General features: G+C 37.4%; 24 protein-coding genes. All 24 read left to right on the top strand.

Features of this window, described 5'->3' with window-relative positions; genetic code table 11:
* Window positions 1-2 precede the first annotated feature (2 nt).
* The 24 genes from murD (at window position 3) to ACPLVE_RS03885 (ending at window position 21915) form a co-directional block, all read left to right on the top strand.
* Window positions 3-1355, top strand: coding sequence for a UDP-N-acetylmuramoyl-L-alanine--D-glutamate ligase (gene murD, locus ACPLVE_RS04000; RefSeq protein WP_424610046.1), 1353 nt, complete (start codon window positions 3-5; stop codon window positions 1353-1355).
* 4 nt (window positions 1356-1359) lie between these two features.
* Window positions 1360-2466, top strand: a complete 1107-nt coding sequence (gene spoVE / locus ACPLVE_RS03995) for a stage V sporulation protein E (protein ID WP_424610044.1) — start codon at window positions 1360-1362, stop codon at window positions 2464-2466.
* Between the two features lie 5 nt (window positions 2467-2471).
* A complete protein-coding gene (gene murG, locus ACPLVE_RS03990; RefSeq protein WP_424610042.1) occupies window positions 2472-3563 on the top strand; it encodes an undecaprenyldiphospho-muramoylpentapeptide beta-N-acetylglucosaminyltransferase in 1092 nt (363 codons plus the stop codon).
* A gap of 72 nt (window positions 3564-3635) precedes the next feature.
* A complete protein-coding gene (gene murA / locus ACPLVE_RS03985) occupies window positions 3636-4889 on the top strand; it encodes a UDP-N-acetylglucosamine 1-carboxyvinyltransferase (RefSeq protein ID WP_424610040.1) in 1254 nt (417 codons plus the stop codon).
* A gap of 54 nt (window positions 4890-4943) precedes the next feature.
* Window positions 4944-5642, top strand: coding sequence for a cell division protein FtsQ/DivIB (locus ACPLVE_RS03980; RefSeq protein WP_424610038.1), 699 nt, complete (start codon window positions 4944-4946; stop codon window positions 5640-5642).
* Between the two features lie 15 nt (window positions 5643-5657).
* Window positions 5658-6386, top strand: coding sequence for a DUF881 domain-containing protein (locus ACPLVE_RS03975; RefSeq protein ID WP_424610036.1), 729 nt, complete (start codon window positions 5658-5660; stop codon window positions 6384-6386).
* Window positions 6386-6730 carry a small basic family protein gene (locus tag ACPLVE_RS03970; protein WP_424610034.1) on the top strand — a complete coding sequence of 115 codons (345 nt, stop codon included), beginning with the start codon at window positions 6386-6388 and terminating at the stop codon, window positions 6728-6730. The genes ACPLVE_RS03975 and ACPLVE_RS03970 overlap by 1 nt, the downstream gene beginning before the upstream one ends.
* 23 nt (window positions 6731-6753) lie before the next feature.
* Window positions 6754-7980 carry a cell division protein FtsA gene (gene ftsA, locus ACPLVE_RS03965; protein ID WP_424610032.1) on the top strand — a complete coding sequence of 409 codons (1227 nt, stop codon included), beginning with the start codon at window positions 6754-6756 and terminating at the stop codon, window positions 7978-7980.
* A 14-nt stretch (window positions 7981-7994) separates the two neighbouring features.
* Window positions 7995-9065 carry a cell division protein FtsZ gene (ftsZ, locus tag ACPLVE_RS03960; RefSeq protein WP_424610030.1) on the top strand — a complete coding sequence of 357 codons (1071 nt, stop codon included), beginning with the start codon at window positions 7995-7997 and terminating at the stop codon, window positions 9063-9065.
* Window positions 9066-9242: 177 nt separating this feature from the next.
* Window positions 9243-10058 (top strand): sigma-E processing peptidase SpoIIGA, encoded by an 816-nt coding sequence (gene spoIIGA / locus ACPLVE_RS03955; protein WP_424610028.1) that lies wholly within the window; start codon window positions 9243-9245, stop codon window positions 10056-10058.
* Between the two features lie 13 nt (window positions 10059-10071).
* A complete protein-coding gene (gene sigE / locus ACPLVE_RS03950) occupies window positions 10072-10797 on the top strand; it encodes an RNA polymerase sporulation sigma factor SigE (RefSeq protein ID WP_424610026.1) in 726 nt (241 codons plus the stop codon).
* Window positions 10798-10868: 71 nt separating this feature from the next.
* Window positions 10869-11645, top strand: a complete 777-nt coding sequence (sigG, locus tag ACPLVE_RS03945; protein WP_424610024.1) for an RNA polymerase sporulation sigma factor SigG — start codon at window positions 10869-10871, stop codon at window positions 11643-11645.
* 71 nt (window positions 11646-11716) lie between these two features.
* A complete protein-coding gene (locus tag ACPLVE_RS03940) occupies window positions 11717-11962 on the top strand; it encodes a YlmC/YmxH family sporulation protein (protein WP_424610022.1) in 246 nt (81 codons plus the stop codon).
* A gap of 62 nt (window positions 11963-12024) precedes the next feature.
* The gene (gene nrdR / locus ACPLVE_RS03935; protein WP_424610020.1) at window positions 12025-12501 is read left to right on the top strand and encodes a transcriptional regulator NrdR; all 477 of its coding nucleotides are present in this window, start codon (window positions 12025-12027) and stop codon (window positions 12499-12501) included.
* 21 nt (window positions 12502-12522) lie between these two features.
* On the top strand, window positions 12523-13245 hold the full coding sequence (locus ACPLVE_RS03930; RefSeq protein WP_424610018.1) for a response regulator transcription factor: 723 nt from the start codon (window positions 12523-12525) through the stop codon (window positions 13243-13245).
* Window positions 13238-14608 carry a two-component system histidine kinase PnpS gene (pnpS, locus tag ACPLVE_RS03925; protein WP_424610103.1) on the top strand — a complete coding sequence of 457 codons (1371 nt, stop codon included), beginning with the start codon at window positions 13238-13240 and terminating at the stop codon, window positions 14606-14608. The genes ACPLVE_RS03930 and pnpS overlap by 8 nt, the downstream gene beginning before the upstream one ends.
* Before the next feature lie 153 nt (window positions 14609-14761).
* Entirely contained in the window at window positions 14762-15649 is an 888-nt protein-coding gene (locus ACPLVE_RS03920; protein ID WP_424610016.1) for a phosphate ABC transporter substrate-binding protein, read from the top strand.
* A gap of 175 nt (window positions 15650-15824) precedes the next feature.
* Window positions 15825-16724 (top strand): phosphate ABC transporter permease subunit PstC, encoded by a 900-nt coding sequence (gene pstC, locus ACPLVE_RS03915; RefSeq protein WP_424610014.1) that lies wholly within the window; start codon window positions 15825-15827, stop codon window positions 16722-16724.
* Window positions 16721-17608 carry a phosphate ABC transporter permease PstA gene (gene pstA / locus ACPLVE_RS03910; protein ID WP_424610012.1) on the top strand — a complete coding sequence of 296 codons (888 nt, stop codon included), beginning with the start codon at window positions 16721-16723 and terminating at the stop codon, window positions 17606-17608. Before pstC ends, pstA begins: the two co-directional genes overlap by 4 nt.
* Window positions 17609-17653: 45 nt before the next feature.
* Window positions 17654-18403: a phosphate ABC transporter ATP-binding protein PstB gene (pstB, locus tag ACPLVE_RS03905; RefSeq protein ID WP_424610010.1), complete on the top strand. Its 750-nt coding sequence runs from the start codon at window positions 17654-17656 to the stop codon at window positions 18401-18403.
* 14 nt (window positions 18404-18417) lie between these two features.
* Window positions 18418-19107 carry a phosphate signaling complex protein PhoU gene (phoU, locus tag ACPLVE_RS03900; RefSeq protein ID WP_424610008.1) on the top strand — a complete coding sequence of 230 codons (690 nt, stop codon included), beginning with the start codon at window positions 18418-18420 and terminating at the stop codon, window positions 19105-19107.
* A 102-nt stretch (window positions 19108-19209) separates the two neighbouring features.
* Window positions 19210-19911: a DUF1614 domain-containing protein gene (locus tag ACPLVE_RS03895; RefSeq protein WP_424610006.1), complete on the top strand. Its 702-nt coding sequence runs from the start codon at window positions 19210-19212 to the stop codon at window positions 19909-19911.
* Entirely contained in the window at window positions 19892-21013 is a 1122-nt protein-coding gene (gene spoIIP / locus ACPLVE_RS03890; protein WP_424610004.1) for a stage II sporulation protein P, read from the top strand. Before ACPLVE_RS03895 ends, spoIIP begins: the two co-directional genes overlap by 20 nt.
* Window positions 21010-21915: a YIEGIA family protein gene (locus ACPLVE_RS03885; protein WP_424610002.1), complete on the top strand. Its 906-nt coding sequence runs from the start codon at window positions 21010-21012 to the stop codon at window positions 21913-21915. Before spoIIP ends, ACPLVE_RS03885 begins: the two co-directional genes overlap by 4 nt.

The raw sequence follows: 21915 nt of genomic DNA, 5'->3' as shown, positions 1-21915 counted from the left end.
ATATGGAGCTCAAAGGTAAAAAAATATTTGTAGGAGGGCTAGGCGTAAGTGGTACAGCACTTTGTCAGGTACTTGTCAATTTAGGAGCAAAAGTGGTAGCTTATGATAAAAGAGATGAAACAGCTTTAAAAGAAGTTTTAGAAAGGTTAGAGGGGTTGCCTTTAGAGATAAGACTGGGCGATTTCAGGAAAGAATTTTTAGAAGGAATAGAGCTTGTGGTTTTAAGCCCGGGCATACCGTTAGATTCAGAAATAGCGAAAACCGCAGAAGAGATGGGACTTGAGATAATAGGAGAAGTAGAGCTCGCTTACAGATTGTCAAAAGCTCCTATTTATGCAATAACAGGTACTAACGGTAAGACTACCACAACTTCTTTATTAGGCGAAATGCTTAAAAATGCTGGTAGAAAAGTATATGTTGCCGGAAATATAGGTTATCCGCTGATTTATGCTGCTTTAGAAGCTATGCCTCATGACTATATTGTGGCAGAAATCAGTAGTTTTCAGCTTGAAACTATAAAAGAGTTCAGACCCAGGATAAGTTGTATAATAAACATAACTCCCGATCACCTTGACAGACATAAAACTTTTGAAAATTATGTTAGAATAAAAGGGAGAATCTTTGAGAATCAAAAGGAGGAAGATTATGTTGTGTTAAATTGTGATGACACTGTGGTTTGGAATTTAAAAGAGAAAGCACGGGCCAAAGTTTTCCCTTTTAGCAGGAAAAAGGTTTTGAAATATGGAGCTTATGTAAAAGGAGATTTTCTCTATATAGAAAACAAGAAGGTTATTAAAGTAGAAGAAATATATATTCCTGGAGAGCATAATCTAGAAAATGCATTGGCGGCTTCATCAATAGCTTATCTTTCTGGGATTGATGTTGAGGTAATAAGTACCACGCTCAAGACTTTTAAAGGGGTAGAGCATAGGATAGAATTTGTGGCTGAGATAGAGGGGATAAGATTTTATAACGATTCTAAGGGAACTAATCCGGATGCTTCGATAAAAGCTATCCAGGCTCTTAAGACTCCAATAGTACTAATTGCAGGAGGGTACGATAAAGGAAGTAGCTTCGAAGAATTTGTTAAAGCCTTTGATAAACGGGTGAAAAAACTGATTCTAATGGGACAGACAGCCGAAAAGATAAAAGAAGCAGCGCTTTTAAAAGGTTATCCCGAAGAAGACATATTTTTAGTAAATTCTATGGAGCAGGCTGTTAATAAGGCTTTTGAAGTAGCGGAAAAGGGGGATTCTGTTCTTCTATCACCTGCTTGCGCTAGTTGGGATATGTTTAAAAATTTCGAAGAGAGAGGTAATGCCTTTAAAAAGGCTGTTCTGGGTTTGAGGAGGTAAAGGAATGAAAAAAAAGCCCCCTGTGGATTATGGAATTTTGCTTGTGGTCATGATTTTAGTGGCAGTAGGAGTTGTGATGGTCTTTAGTGCGAGCGCTGCCACTGCTGAATACATGTACAACGACCCGTACTATTTTCTAAAAAGGCAGCTCATGTGGGCAATATTAGGTTTCTTTGCCATGGTATTTGCAATGAATATGGATTATTCGTTGTTTAGGAGATGGGCAGGAGCTATTCTTGTAATTTCAATAGCGTTATTAGTTCTTGTCCTGATTCCAGGTATTGGGGTTGAAAGGTATAACGCTACGAGATGGATAGGAGTAGGTAATTTCTCTTTTCAGCCTTCTGAACTTGCCAAATACGCTTTAATAATATATTTGGCAAAATACTTTGATAAACATCCCGAATATGCGGCAAGCTTTAGAAAGGGAATAATTCCTGTTTTGGGGCTGGCAGGGGTATTTTTTGGTCTTATAATGCTTCAACCGAATTTTAGTACTGCAGGAATAATATTTATTGTAGCTGTTGTGATGCTTTTTGTTGCAGGAGCGAAAACTTCTCATATGGGAATTTTGTTTAGTACAGGGCTTTTTGGGGCAGTTTTTGTGATTTCTTCTTTTAAATATGTGAGAGAGAGGGTTATGACCTTCCTTAATCCATGGCAGGATATTCAAAGGTCTGGCTACCAAATAGTGCAGTCTTTGTATGCCTTGGGTTCTGGTGGCCTTTTTGGTGTAGGGCTTGGAAATAGCCGGCAAAAGCTTATGTATCTTCCAATGCCTCATAACGACTTTATATTTTCCATAATTGGAGAAGAACTTGGATTGGTAGGCACGGTGACAATTTTATTTATGTTTTTGTATTTAATCTTGAGAGGACTAAGAGTAGCAGCAAAGGCTCCTGATCTATTTGGTTGCCTTCTGGCTACAGGCATTACAAGTCTTATTGGAATTCAAGCTTTTATCAATGTAGCGGTTGTGACTTCATCAATGCCTCCGACAGGAGTATCGTTGCCTTTTATTAGCTATGGAGGAACTTCCACTTTAATAATGATGGCTGGAGTTGGTATACTTTTGAATATATCTAGATATGCAAATTTAGATAGGAGCTGATATGGTTGAGATATCTGATTGCAGGAGGGGGCACAGGAGGGCATATCTACCCGGCTGTTGCCATAGCGAAGGAGATTCTTAAAAATGAAAAGGATGCAGAAATACTGTTTGTTGGCACTAAAAAAGGTCTAGAAGTAGATCTGGTTCCAAGAGAAGGATTTAGGCTTGTAACCATAGAAGTGCAGGGTTTTAGAAGAAAACTATCGTTTGATACTTTAAAGACGGTGTACAAAGCTTTTTCTGGTTTTAACCAGGCTATGAAGATCTTGAGGGAATTTAAGCCCCATGTTGTAATAGGTACGGGAGGTTATGTATGTGGGCCTGTTTTAATGGCGGCAATACTTAAAAGAATTCCCACGTTGATTCATGAACAAAATGTCTTTCCAGGGCTTACTAACAAAATATTATCTCCTTTTGTTGATGTTGTAGCTGTAAGTTTTGAAGATTCTGTTAAATACTTTAAAAGGGCGAAGAAGGTAATAGTTACAGGAAATCCTATAAGAGAGGAGATCTTGGGAGTTAATAGAGAAGAGGCAAGAAAAATACTGGGATTTTCTATGTTTAAGCCTTTGGTGGTTTCTGTGGGAGGCAGTAGGGGTGCAGAAAAAATCAATTCCACGATGGTAGAATTGTTAAGAAATAAAAGAGATTTTCAAGTTCTTATAATAACTGGTTCTGCTAATTATGAAAAAGTGATGAAAAAAATTGAAAAAGAAGGGATAGTTTTAGATGATTCTACCAAGATTATTCCTTATAGTCATGAAATGCACTTTGTATATGCTGCAGCGGATTTATTGGTCTGTAGAGCTGGAGCTATAACTCTTTCGGAAATAACTGCGATAGGGGTTCCGGCTATTTTAGTTCCATCGCCCTATGTGGCCAATAACCATCAAGAGTACAATGCACGCCTTTTAGAAAAAGAAGGAGCAGCTCAGGTAATTTTAGAAAAAGACCTTAATGTACAAGAACTCTCCAGAAGAATTGAACAACTATTAAAAGACCCTGCTCTGCTTGAGGAGATGTCAAAAAGATCTAAAAGGCTGGGTAGAATTGAAGCAGCTCGTCAAATCTATCAATTGGTTAAATCCCTAACTTAATAATGTATGTAACACCCCATCTTATCCATGCATAGTATAAGGATGTAAGCGGAATTTTTTAGGGGGGATAAGATGGGGAAATTCAAGATAAATGGAGGGAAGAGGCTTTATGGCGAAGTAGAAGTGCATGGGGCCAAGAATTCTATTTTGCCGATTCTTGCTGCTACTATTTTAAATGAAGGTATATCTGTCATACACAATGTGCCAAGGTTAAAAGATGTCGAAGCGATGATTGAAATTTTGGAACACATAGGGTGCAAGGTCAGTTTTAAAGGGAAAGATATAGTGGTAGATGCGAAAGATGTGAAAGATAGTGAAATTCCTGATCATTTAATGCGCACAATGAGGTCTTCCATTTTTCTCTTAGGAGCTTTGATTGCGCGAAACAAAAGGGCTTTCATAAGTTTCCCAGGAGGATGTGATATAGGGCATAGACCTATTGACCTTCACCTTAAGGGATTAAAAAGATTAGGAGTTAAAATCGATGAATCTTACGGTTATATAAAGTGTGAAGGAAAGAAAATTAAAGGAAGCGAAATTCATCTAGATCTTCCAAGTGTAGGCGCTACAGAGAACTTGATGATGGCCTCTGTTTTAGCCGAAGGAATTACTATCATAAGGAATGCAGCAAAAGAGCCTGAAATAGAAGATTTGCAGAATTTCCTTAATGCTATGGGAGCAAAGATTAAAGGTGCTGGTACGAATACCATTGTTATAGAGGGTGTAAAGAAGTTAAACGACGTAGAATATTCCATCATTCCTGACAGGATAGTGGCAGGCACATATCTTTGCGCTGCTGCTATGACAAGAGGTGAAATCACTGTTGTAAGGGCATTAAAGGACCATTTAGAACCTTTGATTTCCAAACTTAAGGAGATGGGGTGCATATTAAAGACGGGCAATGATTATGTAAAAATAAACTGCGATAAAAGGCCTAAAGCCGTAGATATGATAGTGACTCAGCCTTATCCAGGGTTCCCTACAGATTTGCAGCCCCAGATAGTTTCTGCTTTGTCCATCGCGGAGGGGACGTCAATTGTAACAGAGACCATTTTTGATAATAGATTCAAATATACAGAAGAACTTGTGAGGATGGGGGCAGATATAAAAGTAGAAGGAAGAGTAGCCGTGGTAAAGGGGGTTGAAAAGTTAATGGGTGCTAAAGTGGTAGCAAAAGATTTAAGAGGAGGAGCAGCTCTTATAATAGCAGGACTTGGAGCCGAAGGTACCACGGTGGTCGAAGGAGCTGAGCACATAGATAGAGGGTACGAAAATATAGAAAAAGCTTTAAGGGGATTAGGGGCTGATATTGTGAGGATTATGTAAAACAGCGCTTCGCTGTTTTACATAATACAATAAGTGTACAAGCAGGTGAGCCTTATGAACAAAAGAACTTTTAAATTGCTTTTTCTTCTTTTAATGTTGTTGATTTTTAGCTACGGCTTGGTTTTCCATACAGATTATTTTAAAATAAAGTCTATAAAAGTTGTAGGGAATCAAATTTTGTCATATAATGATGTTAAGGACATGTCGGGGCTTAGGACAGGGATTAACATATTCAAAGTGAATACAAAACAAGTGGAAGATGCTCTTTTAAAAAATCCTTATGTGAGAAACTGCCGAGTAAAAGTAAAATATCCGAATGGTGTGGAGATTTTTATAGAAGAAAGACAACCTATGGCTCAAATTAAATATAAAGAAGAATATTTAAAAATAGACAGAGAAGGAGTAGTGCTAGAAAAAGGTAGATTTTCTCCAGACCTTTTGATCATCGAGGGATTAAAAGTAGAAAAGTTTGAGGTGGGGCGTAAATTAGGAGATAACTTTAACGATACACTTGTCTGTAAATTGTTAGGAGTAATAGATGACAAGAAAAATTTTCATACTATAAGATATATATCTCAAAATGAAGTAGAGATTACTACAAAGCAGGGGATAAATATTTTACTCAAAAATCCTTTGGATGTTAATTATTCCTTTAAGTTTGCCGAATTAATATTAAAGGACCTAGTTCAAAGAGGTTATAGAAATGGGAAGATTGAAATAATCGGCGATGGAAGTGCTATATTTGTGCAATAGAGGATGGGGGTAAATATGAGAAAGGGCTTTAGCATATATCTTTCGATTGCTTTGGTTTCGCTTGTCCTTGGGATGATGCTTTCTACTCAATTTAAAATCGTCAAAAAAGGTGGAGTGATAACTGCTCAGAGGGCTGAAGAGCTTGCCACGCAGTTAAAACAGCTCCAGTCTGAAAAAGATGCCCTAATAAAGCAAATAAACGAGTTGGAAAATAAGATAAACGCTTATGAAGATGCGGCTTCTAAAACAAGTGTTATTACTCAGGCGCTAAAGAATGATGTTGAGAAATATAAGACTTTGGCAGGACTCACAGATCTTGAGGGACCGGGAGTAATTGTGACGGTGAATGACAGCAAGCAAACTGTTCAACCGGGTCAGGACCCTAATCTGTTTTTAGTTCATGATGAGGATTTATTGAGGATTGTAAATGAATTGAGAGCTGCAGGAGCAGAAGCTATTTCTCTAAACGACCAAAGGCTTATTTCTACCTCTGAAATCAGATGTGTTGGACCTACTGTAGTAGTAAATTCTGTAAGATTTGCTGCTCCTTATGTTATAAAGGCTATAGGAGACCCTGACACACTGGAAGCAGCTTTGAAGTTGAAAGGCGGGGTTGTAGACAGTCTCGCTACTTGGGGCATAGAAGTTAACATAAAAAAATCGGATAAGATACTGATAAAAAAATATGATGGAGTGTTAAAATTCAGGTATGCAAAACCACTGGTTGAGGGAGAGAAGAAATAATGGCTTACGTAATAGCTGTAAGTTTATTAATTGGACTCATAATTGGATTTGTCCTTCCTTTTAATATACCTTTTAGCTATGCGCCTTATCTTTCTGTAGCGATTTTAGCTGCTTTAGATTCGGTTTTTGGCGGTATTAGGGCGAGTTTTGAAGAAAAATTCGATAATCTTATCTTTATGACAGGTTTTTTTGGTAATATAATCCTGGCAGGAGGACTGGCTTATATTGGAGATGTGCTAGGAGTTCCTATTTACTTAGCGGCGGTTTTTGTGTTTGGGAGCAGGCTTTTCTCAAATTTTGCTTACATAAGAAGATATTTGATAGACAGGATGCGGCGAAGGTAGAGGGTTTTTAAGGAGGATTTCAAATGGGAGATTTAATAGTTGGTTTGGATATTGGAACTTCAAAAGTATGTACGATCATTGGGGAAGGGGATAAGACTGGAGAATTACACATAGTAGGGATAGGTTATTATCCCTCTACTGGAGTGAAAAAGGGAATTATAGTTGATATAGACGAAACGGCCTATTCTATACAAAAATCTGTAGAACAGGCCGAGAGAATGGCCAATAAAAAGGTTTCCTCTGCATATCTAAAAATATATGGAGGACTGACTACTATATATCGTAATAATGGGGTAGTGGCAGTTTCAAGAGAGGATAGAGAGATAACAAAGCAGGATGTGGAAAGGGTACTTCAGGCTGCTAAGATAATTGCCCTTCCATCAGATAAGCAAATTATAGATGTGATTCCTCTGGAGTATTTAGTAGATGGTTATGGTGAAATCAAAGATCCAGTGGGAATGTCAGGAATAAGGCTTGAAGTGGATGCAGCAGTAGTAACAGGAAGTGTAACCGCAATACAGAACATGGAAAAATGTGTGAGAAAAGCCGGGTTGGATATAGATGGAATAATTGTGGGACCTCTTGCTACATCAGAAGCAGTTCTTCTAAAGGATGAAAAAGAACTGGGAGTTGCTCTTATAGATATTGGTGCAGGAGTAACAGACATATCTGTGTTTAAAAATGGAGGACTCATCTATTCTTCTATGATAGCGGTTGGGGGTTGGCACATAACCAATGACCTTTCTGTGGGATTAAAGATTTCTTTTGAAGAAGCCGAAAATATAAAGAAGAAATATGGTACTATAGAAAAAGTCGATCCAGACCGATTAGAGCCCATAAAAATTGCCAGCCTTGCAGGTAAAGCAAAAGCTACGACTGATATAAACGAAATCGCTGATATTATAGAAGCGAGGGTGTCGGAAATTTTGACCCTTGTGTATGAGAGATTAGAAGAGGCTGGAGTTTTGGAGGATATTGTGACAAATGTGGTAATTACAGGAGGCGGTATTTCCTTTCTTAAGGGAAGTGTGGAGCTTGCTCAAAAAATTTTTGACAGGAATGTGAGGATTGGTTCACCTCAAAATATTGGAGTAGCTACCCCTATTTACTCAGCAGGGGTTGGAGTGGTAAAATATGTATATAACAATAAGAGATTCATGTATCAAGCTGGACCTGCTGATAAAAAGGAAAAGAAAAATTATCGCTTTTTAGACAAGCTGAAAGAAATTTTTAGTGACTTTTGGGCATAAGAGGAGGGTTTTATGTGATTGGATTGGAGACTGATGTACAACAATTTGCAGCTATTAAAGTTATAGGGGTTGGCGGTGGAGGAGGAAATGCCGTAAACCGCATGATTGAAGCGGGGGTTAAAGGTGTAGAATTCATAGCTATTAATACAGACAAGCAGGCCCTTTATCTTTCAAAAGCTGAGACTAAGATACAAATAGGAGAAAAACTGACAAAAGGCTTAGGGGCAGGTGCGAATCCAGAGATTGGCAAAAAAGCTGCTGAAGAGTCAAGAGAAGAGATTGAAAGGGTAATAAAGGGAGCCGATATGATATTTATAACAGCCGGTATGGGCGGTGGTACAGGCACGGGTGCTGCTCCAGTTGTAGCAGAGATTGCAAAAGAGCTGGGAATTCTAACAGTGGGAGTTGTCACTAAACCTTTTACTTTCGAAGGAAGGAAGAGAATGGCACAAGCAGAGATGGGGATAGAGGACCTTAAAAAATACGTTGATGCGCTAATTACCATTCCTAATGACAGGTTGCTGCAAGTGGTAGAGAAGAAAACTTCCATGATAGATGCTTTTAAACTGGCAGACGATGTTTTAAGGCAGGGAGTTCAGGGTATTTCTGATCTAATAGCTGTTCCTGGCCTTGTAAACGTCGATTTTGCTGATGTTAAGACCATAATGGTTAACACGGGGCTTGCTCATATGGGGATAGGAATGGCTTCTGGAGAAAATAAAGCTACAGAAGCAGCTAAGCAGGCTATACATAGTCCTTTGCTAGAAACCTCTATTGAAGGTTCTAAAGGGATTTTACTCAATATTGCTGGAGGTCCTAATTTGACGATCTTTGAGGTAAACGAAGCAGCGAATTTCATTTATGAGGCGGCGGATCCTGATGCCAACATAATATTTGGTGCTGTGATAGATGAAGCATTGGAGGATCAAATTCGAATTACAGTAATTGCGACCGGTTTCGAGAGAAACAATAAAATGAAAGAAGAAACAAAAAAGAAAGAGGCCAAAGGGATAGATGTAAAATTTGAAGATATTCTTGAGGATAATTTAGATATTCCTACGTTTTTAAGGCGTGGCAAGCGATAATCTGCAAAGGTGACTTTGCAGATTTTTTTTGCAAAATTTCTACAAAAACTTTTTCATTTTTTGTTACAGTATATTACAAATTTTGAATGCATTGTAATATATAATTTAGTAATAAAACTAAAAAAAGTGAATATAGATTGTATAAGGGCCAAGAATGTCCCCCGGGAGGAACTCTTAATGTATCTTGATGTTCTCTTTTTAGAAAATCTGTTTATCAATTATATAATTCTTTTTCTTACACAGAGATTTTCTAAAAAATATTCATCTCCCCTTAAATTATTTTTGGGTGCCTTAATAGGTACAATATATGTTCTGATTTTCTTTTTAGCTCCTTATAACTTTTTTAAAGAGTTTTTAGCCAAGATTTTATTATCTCTCTTAATAATATATATGGCATTTAATCCTGAAACATTAAAAGAATTTTTTAGAATATTGGCGGTTTTTTATCTAGTATCCTTCACCATAGGGGGAGCAATTTTGGCATTTTTATACATTGTCAAGTGGAAGACGAGTGCTTTTATAGCAGGAATTGGGGTTACAGTCATTCTCCTTTTTATCAGCTGGGATTATGCAGTAAAGAAGACGAAAGAAGATAAAGGAAGGTACGAAATTTTAATAGAGATGTTTGGAGAGAAAGCAGAAGTTCCAGGTTTTTTGGATACCGGGAACAGGCTTACGGATCCCTTCTTTAATTTTCCAGTAATAGTTGTGCCTTATGTTTTGTTAGAAAAGTTTTTGCCCGGGGAGCTTATAAAAATTTTAAAAAAAGGCGATATGGAGTTTATAAGAGAAATGAATTGGATGGCTCAAGATGATAGATGGTATTCCAGATTAGTAATAATACCGTTTTCTGGTATAGGTTCAAAGGGATTGATGATAGGAATAAGACCTGATAGAGTTATGATTAACGGTAAAGAAGTCAAAGACGTGATCTTAGGCATCTCCTCCAATGATATGGAATTTGCGCTTTTAAATCCAGAAATCATAGATTGACGGGGGGTTATCTATGAAGTTTAAAACTAAATTGAGGTTGGAACTATTACTTATTTGGAAAAAAATTCTAGATTTTTTAGACCTTGCAGAGGAGATATATTATATAGGAGGAAGTGAAGCACTGCCGCCTCCTCTCTCGTTAGAAGAAGAAAGTTACCTTATTTCGAAGATGGAAAAAGGGGATAATGAAGCAAAAAGCATTCTAATCGAGAGAAATCTAAGATTGGTGGTTTATATTGCAAAAAAATTTGAAAATACAGGAGTGGGAATTGAGGATTTGATTTCAATTGGGACGATAGGACTAATAAAAGCTATTAATACTTTTAATCCCAAGAAAAAAATTAAATTAGCAACGTATGCATCTCGCTGCATTGAGAATGAGATTTTGATGTATTTACGAAGAAATAACAAAACAAGGCTAGAAGTTTCTTTTGACGAACCATTAAATGTCGACTGGGATGGAAATGAACTCTTACTTTCAGATATTTTGGGTACCGATAATGAAACGGTCTATAAGTACATTGAAGATGAGGTCGAAAGAGAACTTTTAACTTCTGCTCTAAAAAAGCTCCCAGAAAGAGAAAAAAAAATCATTAGATTGAGGTTTGGACTGGAGGGTGGTGCAGAAAAAACACAAAAAGAAGTGGCAGATATGTTAGGAATTTCTCAATCCTACATTTCGAGGCTTGAAAAGAAAATTTTGAAAAGATTGAAGAAAGAAATGAATAAATTAGTATAATTTTACAGTATATTTCCTAACCCTGTCGGCAATACTGTAAATGAGCTCAAAGGTTGGAGGCAGGGTTGGATATGGCTAACAACAATAAAGTGGAAATATCTGGAGTTAATACTTCAAAATTGCCTGTTTTAAGACCTTCCAAGCAAAGAGAACTTCTCATAAGGATGAAAAACGGAGATAAGAAGGCGAGAGAGGAATTTATAAACAGCAATTTGAGACTTGTATTAAGTGTGATACAGAGGTTTAACAACAGAGGCGAGTCAGTGGATGACCTTTTCCAGGTAGGTTGTATAGGGCTTATCAAGGCTATAGATAATTTCGACTTGAATCAAAACGTTAAGTTCTCTACTTATGCTGTTCCTATGATAATAGGCGAGATAAGAAGGTATCTAAGGGACAATACTCCTATAAGGGTCAGCAGGTCTTTGAGAGATATCGCCTATAAGGCTCTTCAGGTAAGGGATAAACTTGTTTCAGAAAACTCAAAAGAACCTACGGTAGGTGAAATCGCAAAAGAATTAGACCTTCCAAGTGAAGAAGTTGTGATGGCGTTAGATGCGATACAAGAGCCAGTTTCTCTGTTTGAGCCGATATACCACGATGGTGGAGATGCTATATATGTCATGGATCAAGTGAGTGATGATAAAAACGTAGACGAAGTATGGCTTGAAAAAATTGCTTTAAAAGAAGCGTTAGAAAAGTTGAATGAGAGAGAAAAAATGATACTTACAATGAGGTTCTTTGAAGGTAAAACCCAGATGGAAGTTGCAAAAGAGATAGGTATATCTCAGGCACAAGTTTCTCGTCTGGAAAAAGCGGCGTTAAATCATATGAGGAAGTATATCTAGCTTATCTGTCATGATAAGCTAGATTTTTTCATATAATGTTGAAGAAAGGGAAATAGAAGGGGGAAGGAAAGATGATAAAGGCTTCTGAATTAAGGGATAAAGAAATAATAGATATAAATACTGGTGAAAAATTAGGTAACATAATTGATATAGATGTAAATTTAGAGGAAGGCAAGATAGAGGGTATAATTCTTCCAAAAGAAACGGGTTTTTTTAGACTTTTTAGCAAGGAACCAGAAATATACCTTCCATGGAGTGCTATAAAAAAAATAGGCGCAGATGTCATACTAGTTGATTTCAGAAGTATCAGCAGTTAAGTTTGACTAATAAACTTAAGTTTATTATAATTTTATTAAACGATGATTTTGGAGGTAAAGTCATGAAGTGCCCGTATTGCGGCTATCCCGATTCGAAAGTGATAGATTCGAGGCCTACCGAGGATAATACTGCCATAAGAAGAAGAAGAGAATGTCTTAAATGTGGGAAAAGATTTACTACCTATGAAAAGGTGGAACAGCTGCCCATACTTGTGATAAAAAAAGATAACCGTCGAGAGCTTTATGATAAAGAAAAGATATTGAGAGGAATGATAAAAGCTTGTGAAAAAAGGCCTGTTCCTATGAAGGTATTAGAGGAAATTACGGATGAAATTGACAGGAAAATAGTAAATTCGATGGTGAGAGAAATTACCTCTGAGGAGATTGGAGAAATGGTAATGGAAAAGTTAAAAAGCGTAGATGAAGTAGCTTATGTGAGATTTGCTTCTGTTTACAGGCAATTTAAGGATATAAATACTTTTATGGATGAGCTGAAAAAACTCCTTAAAGAGAATGAAGAGAAAAAAACGAAGGAGTAGAGCCTGTTTGGAGGGGTAAAAATGCCTTATACTGTACTTATTATAGAAGATGAGGTCCACATTTTAGAGCTTTTAAGGTACAATTTAGAAGCAGCAGGATATAAAGTAATGGCTTCGGAAAATGGTAAAGAAGGTCTAGAAAAGGCTTTGGATGAAAAGCCTGACCTTGTCATACTGGATTTGATGTTACCAGATATGGATGGACTCGAGATATGTAAGATTTTAAAAAATAATGAGGATACTAAAAACATTCCGATAATAATGCTTACAGCAAGAAGTGAGGAGTTTGATAAGGTATTGGGGTTAGAGTTGGGAGCCGATGATTATATTACTAAGCCTTTTAGCGTGAGAGAGCTTTTAGCTAGAGTAAAGGCTGTTCTTCGGCGAACACAACAGGGCGATGAAGGAAAAGAGGAAATAATAAAATTTGGAGATATAGTTATTGATACTGGGAAGCATACGGTGTATAAAAGGGGAAAACCTCTTGACCTTACTCTTAAAGAGTTTGAACTTCTTAAGCTTCTTTCGCAAAATAAAGGTAAAGTGCTAACAAGGGACTATTTATTGGACAAGGTGTGGGGATATGAATACGCTGGGGAGACAAGGACTGTGGACGTTCATATAAGACATCTAAGGAAGAAAATAGAGGATGACGACAAGGCTCCTGCCTATATTGAAACTGTCAGAGGTATAGGTTATAAGTTGAAAGATTTAGAGGAAGATAAAGGTGAAAAAAATGCTTAAAAGGGCTTATTATAAGTTGTTTTTTATAAATTTAGCAGGTTTTTTGACCTTGACTTTATTTTTTTGGAATAAAGTTCCTATTAATACTCTCTTAATAGGCATGGCGTTTGCCCTTTTAATTTCTGCCGCTTTGAGTTACAAATTTTTACAACGCATAATTGTTCCAATTCAGGAAATTACAGATTTGACCAGAGATATTGCCAATGGCATATACCGTTATGGCATAAAAGACAATTCTGTAGACGAAGTACGAGAACTTTATATTGCTGTAACTTCAATGTCTTATAAATTAAAAGAAACTATTGAAGAATTGAACGATAGAAATGCTACTTTAGAAGCTATTTTAAAAAGCATTGCCAATGGAGTCATAGCCTTTGACAATGCCGAAAGGATATTGACGATAAACGATTCTGCGAAGAAGATTTTGGGAGTAAAGGAGAGAGATTTAGTAGGAAGACCTGTTTTTGAAGTTATAAGAAGCAGTAAATTGTATGAAGTATTTGAAACGTTAAGGAAAGAAAAGGCCTTTTCTTATAAAAGTCTTGAAATTAATGTTTTTAATAAACACCTGAGAGTCTATATAAGTCCTATCTTACATCCAATTTCCCATGTGAATTTAGGTTTTGTATTGGTCATCGATGATATAACTGAAATGAGGAGACTTGAAAAGATACGAAGTGAATTTGTAGCAAATGTTTCTCATGAGCTTAGAACTCCTCTTACTTCAATAAGGGGATTTATTGAAACTCTTAGAAATGGTGCAATTGAAGATCCAAAGGCCAGAGAAAGATTTTTAGACATCATCGATTTTGAAGCAGAACGACTTACAAGACTTATAAATGATATTTTGACTCTTTCAGAGATTGAGAATGTAAAAGATGGTTATCCTTTGGAAGAAATTGAACTTGATAAGGAGATAGAAAATATAATTTATATAATGGAAAAAGCGGCAAAAGATAAGAATATAACGCTGAAAAAAGATTTAAACTGCAAAGATTTAATTATAATTACGAATAGAGATAGATTCCACCAAATGATGATAAATCTTATAGATAATGGGATAAAATACACTCAAGAAGGTGGTTTTGTCAAAGTGAAGACTGCATCAGATCAAGAGAAAATAATCATAGAAATTGAGGATAATGGAATCGGGATACCTAAAGACAAGATTCCAAGACTTTTTGAAAGATTTTACAGGGTGGACAAGAGTCGCTCAAGAAAACTTGGAGGTACTGGTCTTGGACTTGCGATTGTCAAACACATTGTTGAATCCATGAAGGGGGAAATAAGCGTTGATAGCGAAGTCGGGAAAGGGACGAAATTTACGATAAAGTTTGAGAAGAGGGATTTGATAAGGAAGTAAAATAACTGATTTGTATTTTGTAAAAGGGAAAGGGAGATAATCATAATAAAGAGAAGACATTTTTAACAAAAACTTAACATTAGCTTAATATAGACTTTACACTAGGTTGATACAATTAGTTTGTGGGGAAACTAAAAATTTGGAGGTGCTCTGATGTTACACAGAAATTTTGCAAAAATATTTATTGTAGTTTTATTGGTAGCGAGCCTTTTTGCCCTCTCCGCATGTGGCGGCGGGACAAGCTCTCAAAGCCAAGGGAATCAAACTCCTTCTCAGGGGTCAGCTCAAGAACAGCTTTCAGGTAACATAACGATTGCAGGTTCTACAGCCCTACAGCCTTTAGTAGAACAGGCAGCCAAACTATTCATGGAAAAATATCCTAATGTTTCGATTACTGTACAAGGTGGAGGAAGCGGTACTGGTTTGACTCAGGTTGCTCAAGGTGCAATTGATATAGGAAATTCTGATATTTTTGCTGAAGAAAAATTAGATCCCAATATTGCAAAACAATTAGTTGACCATCAGGTTGCAAAGGTAGGTTTTGCTGTAGTTGTAAACAAAGATGTTACAGTTGATAGTTTAACACAGCAACAGCTTATCGATATCTTTACGGGTAAGATAACCAACTGGAAAGAAGTTGGCGGGCCAGATATGAAGATCGTGATAATAAATAGACCTGCGAGTTCAGGGACACGAGCTACATTCAAGAAAGTGGTTTTAAAAGGCCAAGAAGAGGCTCAGGGAATAGCCCTGACAGAGGATTCTTCTGGTGCTGTTAAAAAAGCTGTTGCAGATACAAAAGGTGCTATAAGTTATCTGGCACTTTCGTATGTGGATAATTCTGTAAAGGCGCTGAAGTATGAAGGCGTAGAACCAACTGCTCAGAATATAATAGATGGCAAATACCCCATATGGTCGTACGAGCATATGTACACAAAAGGCGAACCGAAAGGTGCTGTGAAGGCTTTCTTGGATTTCATGCTCTCAGATGAGGTTCAAAAGAATTTGATACCGAAATTAGGTTTTATACCCATAAAATAAGCTAACTCAATAAAAGGGGGCTGGAGTTATTCCAGCTCCTTTTTATACCTCAAAGATTTAACATAAATTTAACATAGATTTAACATAAATTTAATGAATGTTTTTTTATAGGTTGTTATTATTGAATAGGCATGATGGTTTTATAATCGGTATAAATTGAACGGAGGATGGATTTATGACTGCGGATAAGAGGTATGAAATGTCTAGGAAGCGCCAGGACATGGTGGGAAAAGTTATCGTTTTCTCCTCAGCAGTACTTCTTATACTTTTAGTCATATCCCTTTTTTATTTTGTGGCATCAAAAGGGATTTCTACTTTTATTGTAAATAAGGTTTCAATAAAAGAATTCCTGTTTTCTGCTGAATGGCGACCTGATAGGGAAACCCCACAGGTAGGAGCTTTGCCTTTTATTGTGGGTTCTGTACTGGTTTCGATTTTTGCTATCATGATAAGTGGACCCTTAGGTGTTTCCTCAGCGATATTTATGGTGGAAATAAGCAAGAAGATGGGGCAGAAAATATTACAGCCGGCCATAGAGATATTTGTAGGTATTCCCTCTGTTGTATACGGATGGATCGGTCTCAGTGTCCTTGTTCCTTTTATAAGCAAGCATTTTGGAGGACTCGGTTTTAGCTTATTGGCAGGTATTTTGGTTTTAGCTATAATGACCCTCCCTACTATAACAAGCGTGAGTGCAGATACAATAAGGGCTTTGCCGTCGGAGATAAGAGAAGCGAGTTACGCGCTTGGTGCTACCCGCTGGCAAACTATACGTCATGTCCTCATACCTGCGGCAAAACCCGGTATTTTAACAGCAATTATACTTGGCCTCGCAAGGGCTTTTGGTGAGGCTCTGGCAGTGCAGATGGTCATTGGAAACCGTCCTGTAATACCCAGGTCTTTTCTTGAACCCATGTCGACGATAACCTCTATTATTACTATGGAAATGGGAAATACAGTAATGGGTACTCTGTGGAACAATGCTTTATGGTCTCTTGCGCTTTTACTGCTTCTAATTTCCTTCTTTTTCATTATCCTGATTAGATTGGTGGGTAGGAGGGGAATTTACAGATGAAAGCAAAACTTTACGATAAAATTGCTACAGTGTATTTCTACTTGGTAGCGGGTTTTTTAGTGGCATTTTTGCTGTCTTTAATAGGCTATATATTGTATCAAGGGCGGACAAGGCTTACATGGTCTTTCTTAACTTCCCCTCCTAAATTTATGGAGGTGGGGGGCGGCATAGGACCTCAGCTTTTTAATTCTATAGAGCTTTTGATAATCACTTTGATAATTTCTGTTCCAATAGGAATCGGAGCAGGAGTATATATGTCGGAATACGCAAGGCCCAATCTGTTTACTGAAATAATACGTTTATCTGTTGAGACACTTTCTTCTATGCCCTCTATTGTTGTGGGACTTTTCGGACTTTTGGTGTTTGTTACCATGACAGGATGGGGATATTCCCTTATGGCTGGAGCTCTTGCACTTACAGTTTTGAATCTTCCTGTGATGACAAGAGTCAGTGAAGATGCTATAAAGAGCGTTCCAAATAGCCTCAGAGAAGCGAGTTTTGCACTTGGGGCTACAAAGTGGCAGACTATTACAAAAGTAGTTGTTCCTGCGGCTTTGCCTGGAATTTTAACTGGAATAATTTTGACTGCTGGAAGAATTTTTGGAGAGGCTGCGGCATTGCTTTATACAGCTGGTATGAGTAGCCCTGCTTTAAATTTTTCAAACTTTAATCCCAAAAGTCCAACTTCTCCCTTGAATTTGTTTAGGCCTGCGGAGACACTTGCAGTTTATATATGGAAGGTAAATAGTGAAGGTTTAGCACCTGACGCAAGACAAATTGCAGATGGAGCTTCTGCAGTTCTGCTTTTGGCTGTTTTGATTTTTAACCTTTTTGCGAGATGGTTAGGTGGTGTAGTGCACAGGAGAATGACAGGTGAAAGATAAATATGGTATAATATATAAACAATTAGGAAGGGGAATGAATGGCAGATGAAAAAAATAGAAGTAAGGGATTTGGACTTGTTTTATGGGGAAGTACAGGCCTTGAAAAAGATAAATTTGGATGTAGAGCCTAATAGCGTTCTTGCACTCATTGGCCCTTCTGGCTGTGGAAAATCTACTTTTATCAGGACCTTGAATAGGATGAATGATTTGATTGAGGGAGTTAAAATCACTGGCACTGTGCTGTTAGATGGTAAAGATGTATACAAGGAAGTCGATGTGATCGAACTGCGGAAAAAAGTTGGTATGGTTTTCCAAAAGCCTAATCCTTTTCCTATGACTGTTTATGACAATGTAGCTTATGGTCCCAGAATTCACGGGATAAGAGATAAAAGGACTTTAAACGAAATAGTAGAGAAAAGCTTAAAAGCGGCAGCTTTATGGGATGAAGTAAAAGATAGGCTTCATCATTCTGCTTTGAGCTTATCAGGTGGTCAGCAGCAAAGGCTTTGCATTGCCAGGACTTTGGCGGTGGAACCAGAAGTTATCTTGATGGATGAACCTACATCGGCGTTGGATCCCATTTCTACTATGAAGATTGAAGAGTTAATAGAGGATTTGAAGAAAAAATATACTATAATAATAGTGACTCATAACATGCAGCAAGCGGGAAGAGTATCTGATTATACGGCCTTTTTCTTAAATGGTGAGCTCGTGGAGTGGGGACCAACAGATCAGGTGTTTTACAATCCAAAAGACAAGAGGACAGAGGATTATATCACTGGCAGATTCGGTTAAAAGGAGGTGATAAGATGAATAGAAGTCGCTTTGAAAAAGAACTTGAGGAACTTCACTATGATATTCTTAAAATGGGAAGTCTGGTGGAAGAAGCAATAGGCAATGCGATAGCTTCTTTGGTCAATCATGACAAAGAAATGGCGCAGAAAGTAATAGATGAAGATGATAGAATCAATAAAATGGAAATTGAGATAGACGATAAGTGCGCAAAGATAATGGTTACACAGCATCCTATTGCAAAGGACTTAAGAATCGTCCTGACAGGGTTAAAAATTGTAACAGACTTGGAAAGAATGGGAGATTATGCGGTCAACATAGCCAGAACTACTTTAAGGATTGCGGATGAAAAATATATAAAGCCTTTGATAGATATTCCCCGTATGAGCGATGTTGTAAGAGAAATGGTAAAACTTTCTTTAGATTCTTATGTAAGACAGGATTTGGATTTAGCTAAGTCGATAGGGGAAAAAGACGAAATAGTCGATGCTCTTTATGGCCAGATTTTTAGAGAACTTTTGACATATATGATTGAAGACCCAAGAAATATTCATCAGGCTGCAGAATTTTTATTTGTTGCCAGATATTTAGAAAGAATTGCCGATCATACGACTAACATATGCGAATGGGTGATTTATCTAGAGACAGGAGAAAGAATAGATTTTAAGTTTGAAAATATAAAGAAAAGATCTGAACAAAAGAATTAGAGCTTGAAAAGGTCCGCTTTTTAAAAGCGGACTTTTTTGTATATTTTTATTTCAATATGTAAAAGATAAATTTGTAAAGAGAATTTCAATGGAGGGATTCTAATGCCGCTTAGTTATATACTTCTTTCTATAACGGCTTTTGCTGTACTCTTTGGATTTGCCCATAGAGTTTTAGATAGGATGAAAATGACAGACACATGGGCTTTTCTAGTCATTGTAGGGATGATTATAGGAACTTTTATTCCTAACCTTCATATAACAAAATATGTGTCTATAAACGTGGGAGGAGCAGTTATACCCTTTGCTGTATCTTTATACTTGTTTTTAAGTGCAGAGAATAACAGAGAAAGAATAAATAGTATTGTGGTTTCGATTTTAGCAGCCGTTGCTGTCTACTTTGCCGGAAGATTTCTCCCTGCAGAGCCAGAGGCTATGATAATTGAACCTAATTATGTATACGGGATAGTAGGAGGTTTAATTGCTTACCTTTTTTCTCGTTCAAGAAGGGCAGCTTTTATAGCCGGGGTAATGGGAGTAATATTGGCAAATGTAGCGCAAGCAGTTGTAAATTCTATTACAGGTGTAAAAGGAGCTGTACCAATAGGGGGAGCAGGTTTTTTTGATGCAGTTGTGATTTCCATGATTGTGGCGGTATTTCTTTCCGAGGTAATAGGAGAGGTACGAGAAAAAATACAGGGAGGTACAAGCAAAAAGCATTTAGAGCTTAAACATGGCAGCATGGCCAGCAGTTTAACAGATGTATTTAAGGAAGGTGGTAAGGAAGATGAAAAAGACAAGAAATAAATTAATCACCTATTTAATCTTTGCATTGATAGTCATATCTATCCCAATAGAGGGATTTGGAAATTCGGGTTATTACACAGTGTATGATATAAAAACAGAGAAGGTGCTTTTTAGAACAGCGATGGAAGTCCATGAAAAGGATATGTATCTTTCAGGAGATAACAAGTTTTATGAAGTAGTAAAGGTAGATAAAAGCGAAAGAATTGCCTATGCTAAATACATAAGGACAGAAAAGCTTCCAGAGGTTAAAGAGGAAATTTCTGCCGCAATGGCGTTAGTTCAAGAGACAGGGGAAAAAAGGATAGCCATATATTCTACTCACAGTGATGAATCATATTTACCTTCTGATGGAGCGGCTAGTATCAACGGTCATGGAGGAATATATAAGGTTGATACTGCTCTTCAGAAAGCACTGGAAAATAAAGGTGTAAAAGTAAAAGTTGACTGGACGCTTTATTTACCTCATGATGCCATGGCGTATACCCGATCAAGGGCTGGAGCAGTTAAATTACTTAGGGAATTTAAACCAGACCTCCTTTTGGATGTTCACAGAGATGCTGTCCCTTTGGAGGAGTACATACGAAAGATTGCAGGTAAAAATGCCACAGGAGTTAGAATAGTCCTTGGGAGGAACAATCCCAATTTAAAAGCCAATCAGAATTTGGCGTACAGAATTAAAGCTATTGCTGATAAGACCTACCCTGGTCTTATAAAGGACATATTTTTTGGAGAAGGAGATTTTAATCAAGACCTCACTCCGAACGCTTTGCTTTTGGAGTTTGGCACATATCCCCATACTAGAGAAAGGGCAGAAGTATCTGCAGGATTTATGGCAGACATACTTACAAAAGCTCTCTATGGTATGGATGAACAAAAGCAAGTTGGAGCAGTTACGAAAGCCCAAAAACCTCTTCCTGGACAGAATAAAGCTGCAGCTACTGGTATATGGATTCTTGTAGGTATAGGGATAGTATCTGCCGTTGCTTTCATGCTTTTAAGCACTGGAGGCAGAGAAATGATGCATAAGTTTTCCAAAGCAACCAAGAGAGAGTTTGCAAGCTATTTTGGTCGATTCAGGCGGAAAAAAGGAGATGGAGAATGAGTATAGGACACGACCTTTACATAAAGATCGTTTTAATGGGTATTATAATGGGAAGTTTTGCTAGGTTTATATATTTAAGGGTGGATTATAGACAATACCCTACGTACCCGCAAGGGTATATGACTCACCTGACATTGGGCGTAATATCAGCGGCATTAGGAGCTTTTTCTGTTCCTGCCCTTATTGAAAAACAATATACTGCTGTGACTTTCCTTGCTTTAGCTGCACAGCAGTTTAAAGGTGTAAGGGAAATTGAAAGGACAAGTTTGGAAAAGATGGAAGCTACTGAGCTTGTTCCAAGAGGAGCTGCTTATATAGAAAATATAGCAAAAGTATTTGAGGCAAGGAATTACATAGCCATGGCAGTGGCAGCAATGGCCTCTCTTTCTGTTTATCTTAGCAAAAGTGCCTTAGTAGGTTTTGTTGTAGGGGGAATATCCATCTATTTATCTCGATACGTGATGAAAACCGCCTATATACGAGATATAGCAGATGTAATTCCCGCTAAAATAATATTCAAGGGGCCCCTTTTGAGTGTCGAAGATGTAGTTTTGGCGGATATAGGACTGAAAGAAGGGAGAGAGATCATTGAAAAATATGGGTTAGCGGCAATAATTCGCCCTAAGGGGCTTGACAGTTTGATTTCTATAAACAATTTGGGTATAAGACAGGCAATACTTCATGAAGTTGCAAACCAGTTGGGACTTAGAATGAACATAGACACTCCTGAATTGGCGCCAATGACTATGAACAACAATGAAAATGGAGATGTAATTGTGGTGATGGTAGTAATGAAGCCCGATGTAAATGCATTTGTTGAAATCATAAAAAATATTCCCGCTATAGAAACTGTGAGAAAATACCCTTCTAAGTCCAGAGGAGCTACTAAAAATTTGGGGTGA

The organism is Caldanaerobacter sp., assembly GCF_049701115.1.
In the GTDB taxonomy this organism is placed as follows: Bacteria; Bacillota; Thermoanaerobacteria; order Thermoanaerobacterales; family Thermoanaerobacteraceae; genus Thermoanaerobacter.
This window is presented reverse-complemented; position numbering and strand designations above follow the sequence as displayed.

Coding starts and splice junctions, on each gene's coding strand:
- spoIIGA (WP_424610028.1), top strand. CDS start 9,243: ATGTATCTTGATGTTCTCTTTTTAGAAAATCTGTTTATCAATTATATA.
- ACPLVE_RS03895 (WP_424610006.1), top strand. CDS start 19,210: ATGCCGCTTAGTTATATACTTCTTTCTATAACGGCTTTTGCTGTACTC.
- pstC (WP_424610014.1), top strand. CDS start 15,825: ATGACTGCGGATAAGAGGTATGAAATGTCTAGGAAGCGCCAGGACATG.
- ACPLVE_RS03885 (WP_424610002.1), top strand. CDS start 21,010: ATGAGTATAGGACACGACCTTTACATAAAGATCGTTTTAATGGGTATT.
- pstA (WP_424610012.1), top strand. CDS start 16,721: ATGAAAGCAAAACTTTACGATAAAATTGCTACAGTGTATTTCTACTTG.
- murA (WP_424610040.1), top strand. CDS start 3,636: ATGGGGAAATTCAAGATAAATGGAGGGAAGAGGCTTTATGGCGAAGTA.
- phoU (WP_424610008.1), top strand. CDS start 18,418: ATGAATAGAAGTCGCTTTGAAAAAGAACTTGAGGAACTTCACTATGAT.
- ACPLVE_RS03975 (WP_424610036.1), top strand. CDS start 5,658: ATGAGAAAGGGCTTTAGCATATATCTTTCGATTGCTTTGGTTTCGCTT.
- sigE (WP_424610026.1), top strand. CDS start 10,072: ATGAAGTTTAAAACTAAATTGAGGTTGGAACTATTACTTATTTGGAAA.
- ACPLVE_RS03970 (WP_424610034.1), top strand. CDS start 6,386: ATGGCTTACGTAATAGCTGTAAGTTTATTAATTGGACTCATAATTGGA.
- ACPLVE_RS03930 (WP_424610018.1), top strand. CDS start 12,523: ATGCCTTATACTGTACTTATTATAGAAGATGAGGTCCACATTTTAGAG.
- ACPLVE_RS03920 (WP_424610016.1), top strand. CDS start 14,762: ATGTTACACAGAAATTTTGCAAAAATATTTATTGTAGTTTTATTGGTA.
- sigG (WP_424610024.1), top strand. CDS start 10,869: ATGGCTAACAACAATAAAGTGGAAATATCTGGAGTTAATACTTCAAAA.
- murD (WP_424610046.1), top strand. CDS start 3: ATGGAGCTCAAAGGTAAAAAAATATTTGTAGGAGGGCTAGGCGTAAGT.
- pstB (WP_424610010.1), top strand. CDS start 17,654: ATGAAAAAAATAGAAGTAAGGGATTTGGACTTGTTTTATGGGGAAGTA.
- spoIIP (WP_424610004.1), top strand. CDS start 19,892: ATGAAAAAGACAAGAAATAAATTAATCACCTATTTAATCTTTGCATTG.
- ftsA (WP_424610032.1), top strand. CDS start 6,754: ATGGGAGATTTAATAGTTGGTTTGGATATTGGAACTTCAAAAGTATGT.
- spoVE (WP_424610044.1), top strand. CDS start 1,360: ATGAAAAAAAAGCCCCCTGTGGATTATGGAATTTTGCTTGTGGTCATG.
- nrdR (WP_424610020.1), top strand. CDS start 12,025: ATGAAGTGCCCGTATTGCGGCTATCCCGATTCGAAAGTGATAGATTCG.
- ACPLVE_RS03980 (WP_424610038.1), top strand. CDS start 4,944: ATGAACAAAAGAACTTTTAAATTGCTTTTTCTTCTTTTAATGTTGTTG.
- pnpS (WP_424610103.1), top strand. CDS start 13,238: ATGCTTAAAAGGGCTTATTATAAGTTGTTTTTTATAAATTTAGCAGGT.
- ACPLVE_RS03940 (WP_424610022.1), top strand. CDS start 11,717: ATGATAAAGGCTTCTGAATTAAGGGATAAAGAAATAATAGATATAAAT.